The sequence below is a fragment of the Pseudomonas sp. Q11 genome, from assembly GCF_024494355.1.
Taxonomy (GTDB): domain Bacteria; phylum Pseudomonadota; class Gammaproteobacteria; order Pseudomonadales; family Pseudomonadaceae; genus Aquipseudomonas; species Aquipseudomonas hefeiensis.
Genome location: NZ_JAKNQY010000040.1, coordinates 23908 through 33573 on the forward strand (window position 1 = coordinate 23908; position 9666 = coordinate 33573).

The window sequence follows — 9666 nt, forward strand, 5'->3', positions numbered from 1 at the left end:
GTTGAGCAGCAGGAAAGCGGCGCGCGGCGTTTGCTCTGTTATACTCCGGCCTTCCCGCCAGGCTCACGCCCGGACGCCCGGTCTTGCAAAAGGCATCCCGACACCGCTACAGCGCAGCTTCCAGCCCGCGCGAGCCCTGTCCGGACCTGCTTTCCAGACTCGGCAGGACCGGACGGGATGACGTCTTTTTGTTGAACGTCATTCGCGCCCGGCAAGACTATCCCATTGGGCCAGGCCCTCACTAAAACAGGATTACTCATGTCCTTTGCTTCCCTCGGTCTCTCCGAGGCTTTAGTCCGCGCCATCGAGGCTGCCGGCTACACCCAGCCTACCCCGGTGCAACAGCGGGCCATCCCCGCCGTGTTGCAAGGTCGCGATCTGATGGTCGCGGCGCAGACAGGCACTGGTAAAACCGGTGGTTTTGCCCTCCCGATCCTGGAGCGGCTTTTCCCCAACGGTCACCCAGACAAATCCCAGCGTCACGGCCCGCGCCAACCGCGCGTCCTGGTCCTGACCCCAACCCGCGAACTGGCGGCCCAGGTACACGAGAGCTTCAAGGTCTACGCTCGCGACTTGAAGTTCGTCAGCGCCTGCATTTTCGGCGGCGTGGGCATGAACCCTCAGGTCCAGGCCATGTCCCGTGGCGTCGACGTGCTGGTGGCCTGCCCGGGCCGCTTGCTCGACCTGGCCGGCCAAGGCAGTGTCGATCTGTCCCACGTGGAAATCCTCGTGCTGGACGAAGCCGACCGCATGCTCGACATGGGCTTTGTCCATGACGTGAAGAAGGTTTTGGCCCGCCTGCCCGCCAAGCGCCAGAATCTGCTGTTCTCGGCGACGTTCTCCAAGGACATCACCGACCTGGCCGGCAAGCTGCTGCACAACCCGGAACGCATTGAAGTCACTCCGCCGAACACCACGGTCGAGCGCATCGAACAACGTGTGTTCCGCCTGGCGGCCAGCCACAAGCGTGCCCTGTTGGCGCACTTGATTACCGCCGGCGCCTGGGAACAGGTCCTGGTGTTCACCCGCACCAAGCACGGCGCCAACCGCCTGGCCGAGTACCTGGACAAGCATGGCCTTCCCGCCGTGGCGATCCACGGTAACAAGAGCCAGAACGCTCGCACCAAGGCCCTGGCTGACTTCAAGGCCGGCGAAGTGCGCATTCTGGTTGCCACCGACATCGCCGCCCGCGGCCTGGACATCGACCAGTTGCCCCACGTGGTCAACTTCGAGTTGCCGAACGTCGATGAAGACTACGTACACCGTATCGGCCGTACTGGCCGGGCCGGCCGTTCGGGTGAAGCGATCTCGCTGGTCGCGCCGGACGAAGAAAAGCTGCTCAAAAGTATCGAGCGCATGACCAAGCAGAAAATCGCCGATGGCGACCTGATGGGCTTCGATGCCAGCACCATCGAGGCCGAGAAGCCTGAAGTGCGTGAACGTCCGGACGTGCGCAATCCACGCAATGCCCGTGGCCCTCGCGGTGATGGTCCAAATGGCGGCGGCGGTGGCGGCGGTCGTAAAGACAAAGGCAAGGACAAGGGCAAGGAAAAATCGGCCAGCACCAGTCGCGGTGAACGCCCGGCCCGTGAGCACAAACCTCGCGAAGGTACCCCGGCCCGTGAACAGCAGCGTCCGGCACCACGCGCCGCTGCTGATCGTGCACCGGACGAGTTCCTCGACGACGATATCGACAACTTCGGTAACCGCGTCGACTACGTGCCGCAGCAGAAACCGGCCCAGGGTCGCGGGCGTCGTCCTGGCGCCCCGGCACAGGGTGCTGGCGCTGGTGCAGGAGCTCCTCGTGGCCAGTCCCAAGGGCGTCAGAACGGCCCGCGCAACAGCAACGGCTCGTCCACCGGCACCCCACCGGCCAAACGCAGCGGCCCGCGCAACGGCGCGCCTCGTGACGGCCAGGCCCGCCGCGAAGATTCCCGCCCTCGCCGCCCGGCCCGTGACGACCAGCCTCGTCAGGAACCCGCCGTGCAAGCCCCTCGTGGTAACCAGCCGAAGATCGTGCATAAGGAATCGAAGGTCGATCGTTTCCCGACGCCTGAACAGCTGGATCAACTGCCAAGCCGTCCACGGGGCGAGAAGCCGGCACTGCTGACCCGTAATCGCTGAGTTTCTCCAGGCCGTAAAAATGCCCCTGATCTCGCGATCAGGGGCATTTTTATTTGAGTGACGCCGATTTTACCCTGTGGGAGCGAGCCTGCTCGCGATTGCGTCGACTCAGCCAGTACAGATGTTGACTGACCCACCGCTATCGCGAGCAGGCTCGCTCCCACAAAGGTCATGCGCGGTTCACAAGATTCCATACGACAATAAAAAAACGCCCCTGATTACAAGATCAGGGGCGTTTTTTTGTCAGGTGCGAATGTTATTTCGCTTTGACACCTTCAAACGAAACATACAGCTCGACCACGTCGGACGTTGGGCCCAGGTCTTTCTGCTTGCCGAAATCGGAACGCTTGATGCTGGTGGTCCCTTCGAAGCCAGCACGGTAGCCGCCCCATGGATCCTTGCCTTCACCCAGGAAAGTGGCCTTGACCACGACAGGCTTGGTCACGCCCAGCAGGGTCAGGTCACCGGTCACATCGGCAGTTGCCTTGCCATCAGCGCTTTTGCCGGTGGACTTGACGCTGGTGGAAACGAAGGTGGCCTTGGCGAATTTGCTCGCGTTCAGGAAGTCCGCACTGGCGATGTGCTTGTCGCGCTCGGCATGGTTGGTGAACACGCTGGCAGTGTTCACGTTGAACTCGATCTTGCTGTCTTCAGGCTTGGTGGCGTCGAAGCTGAACTTGCCGTCGATGTCCTTGAAGGTACCGGTGATGTAGCTATAGCCCAGGTGGCTGATCTTGAAGTCGACGAAGGCGTGTTGGCCTTCCTTGTCGACCACGTAGTCGGCAGCCATGGCCTGGCCGGCCGACAGCAGGGCAGAACCGATTGCCAGGGCGGCGAGCGTCTTTTTCAACATGCTTTCTATTCCTTTGGAGTCGAGGTTGAACATCAGGCTTGGCGTCCCAGCATGCGCTTGAGGGTCGCGTCACGGTCGATAAAGTGGTGTTTCAATGCTGCCAACGCATGAAGGCCGGAGAAAATTACCAGCGCCCATGCCAGGTAGAAGTGAATCTGGCCGGCAATGTCTGCCTGATCAGGCAGCCCAGACACCAGCGCGGGTACTTCAAACAAGCCAAACACCGGAATCCCGACACCGTCTGCGGTAGAAATCAGGTAACCGGCAATCATCACGGCGAACAGCCCGAGATACAGCGCGCTATGGCCGAGCTTGGCGCTGACACGGGTCAGGCGCCCATAGGTCTCGAGGGTCGGGGGCGGCGGGCTGACGAAACGCCAGAACACCCGCAACAACATGGCCGCCAGCAGCACCAGGCCAATGCTCTTGTGCAGGTCCGGCGCGTCTTTGCGCCAAGTGTCGTAGTAGTCCAGACCGACCATCCACAGCCCCAGCGCGAACAGCCCGTACACCACCAGTGCAATGGCCCAGTGCAAAACGATGCTGACCCAGCCGTAGCGAGAAGAAGAGTTGCGTAGCTGCATTGCTCATATCCTGTAAAAACTGCGACCAAGACTAGCGAGTTATCGATCGATTTAAAGCGGAAATTTTCGCTTTGAAATATCGAGAAATACGATAATCAGTCTGGCGGGGGTGGGTTAAGGAAAGATTAAACGGAAATGACGGGTGTGATGGCAAGAAGGCAGGCAGCCATGGGATGGCCGCATGGATCTCATCGCGAGCAAGCTCGCGCCCACAGGAGACCACGCTGGAGCCGTCATCGTGATTAAAATTTTTGCCCACGCAATATATATGTATCGCCTTTTTCGTTTTTACCCTTCATTAAATGCGAGCTTCAACATTCATTGAACAAAGGTAAAAAACATGGCTGTTCCTTACACTCCATTTCGAGCAAGTGGCTCGCCGTTGCTACCTCCAACCAAACAATGTCACCGGGGCAGTACCTCCAGTCTCCAAATGGGCGATTTCGATTGATATTGCAGGTTAATGGAAACTTGGTCATCAAAGATGGTGAAGCCGTAGTCTGGGTTGCAGATGGCAATCAACGCTATAGTGCAACCTTGTATCCAAAGAGAATGCGAGAGCCCCTGCAATTTGTAGTCGCTAATAGTGGCTTTCTTTATGATCCATCCAGAAGACGCTTATGGATTGCTGAAAGTAGCCATAGCAGGGACAAGTCGCTTTGGTACAACGCTTGTATGATCATTCAGGATGACGGCAACCTGGTCATCCATGACAGGCGAACGGGAAAGCTATGCCGGGCTCGCTTTGGCTTCGTCCCGGGACGTATGTCCAAGCCAAAGCGGGTCAAAATTTTATTTGAGGACTTTGAAATTAAAACTTGGTCGTTTTCACTTCCGCCTCTCTTGAGTCACTCATTGACGCACTCAGGCCTGTAAGTATCCATGTCGCATCTATAAACTAATTGAGGATCGTGCTTTTTCAGCACCATACGACCATCAGCAGTACTGACACCGAATACTGCCAATAGCATTAAAGCCGCTATCAACTTCATATTAACTCCAGTTTTTACGAGGTCACAATTGTGAATCATTAGTTTACCGAGCACTCAGGCCTATATGGATCGATGGAGCACTTGTGTGCTAACTGCGGATCTCTTTTTGGAATCATTGGAATTTTCAAAGGATCCCGGCATTCGCCATACACGCACCCGTACATCGAAACCAATACGACCATTGCCATCAGTATTTTCATACACGCTCCTGTTTTTCGAGGAGCCTAGACTTATGGCTTGGTAAGCGCTATCGCCTGCTTCCGGTTAAAGGGTGGGAAGTTTCCGATATATCGCCGAGGCGTGTAGGGCGTCGCGCTTATCAAGCGGCGCCGATACGCTTGATGCGGGATAAAAAAAAGCGGCCCTTAGGCCCATGTGGTTCATTTGAGAAAAATGATGGAGCTGTGGCGAGGCAGCTTGCTCCCGCTCGGCTGCGAAGCAGTCGTAAACCGGCGGGTGCGGTGTGTCTGATGTTCCGCACTGGCAGGTTTTGGGGCCGCTTCGCGGCCCAGCGGGAGCAAGCTCCCTCGCCACGGGTTTGTCGATTGCCTTAAGTGACCAGCATTAGGTCCTTGGGCCGCGTTCTTTCCACCTGATCGTTACTGAGCCTTGGTTTCAGTAGTCGTCGGTTTGACTGCTGGCTTCTTCGCCGGCTCGGCCTTTTTCACCGGTGCCTTGGTCGGCGCTTTTTTAGCCGGGGTTTTGGCAGCTGGTTTTTTCGCCGCCGGTTTCGCCGTTGCTTTCTTGGTTGGCTCAACTTTCGCCGGAGCAGGCGCTGGTGGTTCCACCGGTGCGGGTGCTGGGACGGGCGCAGGCGTTGGAGCAGGCGCTACCGGCTCCGGTTTCTTGTCGTCATCCGAGCCACCAAACAGGTTGCTGAAGAAATTGCCCTTCTTCGCCGCCACCGCACCGGCAGCAGCTGCTGCTGCGGCCACCGGCACGACCTTGGCCGGTTCAAACGATTTGCCCGCCGCCAGGTCTTCAACCTGGCTGGCCGCCCGCTGCCCACTGCGCAACGCGCCTTCCAGGGTCCCTGGATACAAGGTGTCGGTGTGTTCACCGGCAAAGGCTACGCGCTGCAACGGCATTTCCCACAGACGCCAGTACTTGCTGATCTGGCCCGGCCCAAAGGCCAGGTACGCGCCGCCCATGGACGGGTCGGTGCTGTAGCGACGAATTTCATAACCGGTGAAGGCACCCCGGGCCTTCGGATAAAACGCGTGCAAGCGGATCAGCACCTGATCGGCGATCTGCTTGTCACCAAAAGCTTGCATCACCCGGGCGTTGTCGCCGGAGAGGTTGACGACCACATTGGCGCCGCCCTTCATGGCCGGCTCGATCCACATCATGCCCAGGCCGGTGTTGCTATAGATCTCGCCCGACATGCGCGCCTTGCTGTCCCAGACCGGGGTCTTGAACTTGAGCATGATCTGGTCGCGCCAGCCGTAGTTGGTGCCCTTGATCGCACCCTGATGCCGCGCATCCAGGGCCGGGGTCAGCTGGATTTTGTTCAGGGCTCGCAATGGCACCGCCAGCACGACGTAATCCGCTTGATAGCCGACGCTGCCAACCTTGACGGTGACGCCGTCCTTGTCCTGGGAGACGGCCGAGACGGGCGAGCTGGTCTTGATGGTTTTCAGTTGTTTGACGAAGGCCTGAGCCAACACGGGGCTGCCACCCAGCAGGCGCGCGGCGCGCAGGTCACGGTCGGACACACCACGATAGACCCGGGTCTGCTGGGCAAAATACAGCAACGACAGTCGCGACGGTTCGTCATAGCGGGTGCGGATCTGCTGGTTCACCAACTGCCGCGCGGTAGCCGGCAATTGCAGTCGGTCGAGCCAGTTGGAGACGCTGATCTGGTCCAGTGCGTGCAACGTGTTGTTGGCCGATGGGTTCTGCGGGTCTTCAATGGAACGCGCCAGGTCGTCGAGGGTGGTTTCGTAGCGTTTAAGGGCTTCGGCCGTGGCCGGTTGCTTGGTCGCCAGGTCAGCGGTGGTGAGGTAGGTGCCGTCGATCAGATAGCTGGGGATGCGCACAAATTCCGGGGCCGGCGTGGTGCTCAGTTTGAAGGTCGAGATGTACTTGTTCAGCACCGGCTGAGTCTTTTCGTTGCCGATCCATTCGCTGGTGGCCATGCCCGAACGGCCGCCCAGGCTTGGCTTGGCTTCCAGCAGGGTTACCTGCCAGCCTTTGTTCTGCAGCTCGTAGGCCGCCGTGAGCCCCGCCAGGCCGCCACCGATGACGATCACCGTCGGTTGCTTGTCCTTGGCCAGCGCACAAGCGCTGAACAGCCCTATCATCACCAGCGCACAGGCGCGCAGCCAACCAGCAGACATTCAGCGAACTCCGGAATAAAACGCAGGGACTATCAGTTTTTCGAGCCAGACGGCTCAGAGAACGGCGAAGAATACGTCAGCCATCCCAGCGCCGCCAGCGGCGTCTATCGCCTTACTCAAGGTAGCAGGAGTGACACAATGGGTTGTCCCCAGGGCCGCCATTGCATAGGCTTGCGCGATTGTTTTGCCCGCGCCCGCCGCGAGCTGCCTCGAGGAGACTGTATATGGGCCTGAATAACCAGTGGATGCAACGCGATCTCGCAGTGTTATGGCATCCCTGCACCCAGATGAAAGACCACGAAAAGCTGCCGCTGATCCCCATCAAGCGCGGTGAAGGCGTGTGGCTGGAAGACTTCGAAGGCAAGCGCTACCTCGATGCCGTCAGTTCCTGGTGGGTCAATGTGTTCGGCCATGCCAACCCGCGAATCAACCAGCGCATCAAGGATCAGGTCGATCAACTGGAGCATGTGATCCTCGCCGGCTTCAGCCACCAGCCGGTGATCGAACTGTCCGAGCGCCTGGTGAAGATGACGCCCGAAGGCCTGACCCGGTGTTTTTACGCCGATAATGGCTCGTCCTGCATCGAAGTGGCGATGAAGATGAGCTTCCACTACTGGATCAATCGCGGCCAGCCGGATAAAAAGCGCTTCGTCACCCTGAGCAACAGTTACCACGGCGAGACCATTGCGGCGATGTCGGTGGGCGATGTGCCGCTGTTCACCGAAACCTACAAGGCGTTGCTGCTGGACACGATCAAAGTGCCGAGCCCCGATTGCTACCACCGCCCCGAAGGCATGGGCTGGGAAGAGCATTCGCGCAACCTGTTCGCGGCCATGGAGCAGACCTTGGCCGAACACCACGACACCGTGGCCGCCGTGATCGTCGAGCCGCTGATCCAGGGCGCCGGGGGCATGCGCATGTATCACCCGGTGTACCTGAAACTGCTGCGCGAGGCTTGCGACCGCTATGGCGTGCACCTGATCCACGACGAAATCGCCGTCGGCTTCGGCCGCACCGGCACGATGTTCGCCTGTGAACAGGCCGGTATCACCCCGGACTTCCTCTGCCTGTCCAAGGCCCTGACCGGCGGCTACCTGCCACTGGCGGCATGCGTGACAACCGATGAGGTCTACAGCGCGTTCTACGACGACTACCCGACCCTGCGCGCCTTCCTGCACTCCCACAGCTACACAGGCAACCCGTTGGCCTGCGCGGCGGCCCTGGCGACGCTGGATATCTTCGAAGAAGACAACGTCATCGAAAACAACAAGGCCTTGGCCCAACGCATGGCGAGTGCAACCGCGCACCTGGCCGATCACCCGAACGTGGCCGAAGTGCGCCAGACCGGCATGGTTCTGGCCATCGAGATGGTCAAGGACAAGGCCAGCAAGACCGCTTACCCATGGCAGGAACGTCGCGGCCTGACGGTGTTCCAGCATGCTTTGGAACGCGGCGCGTTGCTGCGACCGCTGGGCAGCGTGGTGTATTTCCTGCCGCCGTATGTCATCACCCCCGAGCAGATTGATTTCCTGGCTGAAGTGGCCAGCGAGGGCATCGACATCGCCACTAAAGACAAGGTCAGCGTGGCGGTGCCGAAGGATTTTCATCCGGGGTTCCGGGATCCGGGCTGAGCCCGGGCCTCCGCCATCGCGGGCAAGCCTTGCTCCCACAGTTGATCGCACCGCCCTGTGGGAGCATGGCTTGCCCTCACAGTTGATCGCACCGCCCTGTGGGAGCATGGCTTGCCCTCACAGTTGATCGCACCGCCCTGTGGGAGCATGGCTTGCCCTCACAGTTGATCGCATCGCCCTGTGGGAGCAAGGCTTGCCCTCACAGTTGATCGCACCGCCCTGTGGGAGCAAGGCTTGCCCTCACAGTTGATCGCATCGCCCTGTGGGAGCATGGCTTGCCCGCGAGAGGCCATCAGCTTCAACCACGATATTTTTTCTTGCAGAGATTCCACATGAGACTGTCCCGCTTCTTCATCGACGCCCCCCTGAGCCTCGGCGCTCACGAACTGCCCGAAGCCCAGGCTCACTACATCGGTCGGGTGCTGCGTATGGCCGAGGGCGATGCGGTGCAGGTGTTCGACGGCTCTGGCCAGGAGTTTCGCGGCACCCTGGCTGAAGTCGGCAAGAAGCGCGTGCGGGTGCAGTTGGACGAACAGTTCGCCGGGCAGGTTGAATCGCCCCTGCGCATCCACCTCGGCCAGGGCTTATCCCGCGGCGAGCGCATGGACTGGGCGATCCAGAAGGCCACCGAACTGGGCGTCAGCGAGATCACGCCGATTTTCAGCGAGCGCTGCGAAGTGCGCCTCAAGGACGAACGCGCCGACAAGCGCCTGCTGCACTGGCGCCAGGTGGCAATCAGCGCTTGCGAGCAATGCGGACGCTCCACCGTGCCGGTGATCCACCCGCCGCTGCTGCTGGCCGACTGGCTGAAGCAGACCGACACCGAACTGAAACTGGTGCTGCACCCGGTGGCCGAGCCGCTGGTCAGCCATGCCAGACCGTCGACCCTGGCCTTCCTGATCGGCCCCGAGGGCGGCTTGTCGGATGTCGAAGTTGAACAGGCCAAGACCGCCGGATACCACGCCGCCCGCCTCGGCCCGCGAGTGCTGCGCACCGAAACCGCGCCAGTGGTGGCACTGGCCGTGGCGCAGCAGCTGTGGGGGGATTTCTAACTCCCTCCGCAGATTCTGCTAGCACTGAAGACCCATTGTGGGAGCAACTGTCTTGGATGGTTTATTTAGCCATCTTTTTCAGAGGCAGCGA

Annotated in this window: 6 protein-coding genes; 3 read left to right on the forward strand and 3 right to left on the reverse strand. The window is 60.0% G+C overall.

Annotated features, from left to right (window positions below; genetic code table 11):
- The first annotated feature begins 258 nt into the window (after positions 1–258).
- Complete coding sequence (locus MA884_RS26685) at positions 259–2124, forward strand: DEAD/DEAH box helicase (protein WP_256233301.1); 1866 nt, start codon at positions 259–261, stop codon at positions 2122–2124.
- A gap of 256 nt (positions 2125–2380) precedes the next feature.
- Here the strand turns inward: MA884_RS26685 and MA884_RS26690 are convergent, their stop codons facing one another.
- The 3 genes from MA884_RS26690 to MA884_RS26700 form a co-directional block, all read right to left on the reverse strand.
- Positions 2381–2977: a YceI family protein gene (locus MA884_RS26690; RefSeq protein ID WP_256233302.1), complete on the reverse strand. Its 597-nt coding sequence runs from the start codon at positions 2975–2977 to the stop codon at positions 2381–2383.
- Positions 2978–3009: 32 nt separating this feature from the next.
- Positions 3010–3561 carry a cytochrome b gene (locus tag MA884_RS26695; protein ID WP_256233303.1) on the reverse strand — a complete coding sequence of 184 codons (552 nt, stop codon included), beginning with the start codon at positions 3559–3561 and terminating at the stop codon, positions 3010–3012.
- A 1591-nt stretch (positions 3562–5152) separates the two neighbouring features.
- Positions 5153–6892, reverse strand: a complete 1740-nt coding sequence (locus MA884_RS26700) for a flavin monoamine oxidase family protein (protein WP_256233304.1) — start codon at positions 6890–6892, stop codon at positions 5153–5155.
- A 224-nt stretch (positions 6893–7116) separates the two neighbouring features.
- Between MA884_RS26700 and MA884_RS26705 the strand changes: the two genes are divergently transcribed.
- Together MA884_RS26705 and MA884_RS26710 are read left to right on the forward strand one after the other, a co-directional pair.
- Positions 7117–8523 (forward strand): adenosylmethionine--8-amino-7-oxononanoate transaminase, encoded by a 1407-nt coding sequence (locus tag MA884_RS26705; protein WP_256233305.1) that lies wholly within the window; start codon positions 7117–7119, stop codon positions 8521–8523.
- Positions 8524–8855: 332 nt separating this feature from the next.
- The gene (locus tag MA884_RS26710; RefSeq protein ID WP_256233306.1) at positions 8856–9575 is read left to right on the forward strand and encodes a 16S rRNA (uracil(1498)-N(3))-methyltransferase; all 720 of its coding nucleotides are present in this window, start codon (positions 8856–8858) and stop codon (positions 9573–9575) included.
- Positions 9576–9666 lie beyond the last annotated feature (91 nt).

Coding starts and splice junctions, on each gene's coding strand:
- MA884_RS26685 (WP_256233301.1), top strand. CDS start 259: ATGTCCTTTGCTTCCCTCGGTCTCTCCGAGGCTTTAGTCCGCGCCATC.
- MA884_RS26690 (WP_256233302.1), bottom strand. CDS start 2,977: ATGTTGAAAAAGACGCTCGCCGCCCTGGCAATCGGTTCTGCCCTGCTG.
- MA884_RS26695 (WP_256233303.1), bottom strand. CDS start 3,561: ATGCAGCTACGCAACTCTTCTTCTCGCTACGGCTGGGTCAGCATCGTT.
- MA884_RS26700 (WP_256233304.1), bottom strand. CDS start 6,892: ATGTCTGCTGGTTGGCTGCGCGCCTGTGCGCTGGTGATGATAGGGCTG.
- MA884_RS26705 (WP_256233305.1), top strand. CDS start 7,117: ATGGGCCTGAATAACCAGTGGATGCAACGCGATCTCGCAGTGTTATGG.
- MA884_RS26710 (WP_256233306.1), top strand. CDS start 8,856: ATGAGACTGTCCCGCTTCTTCATCGACGCCCCCCTGAGCCTCGGCGCT.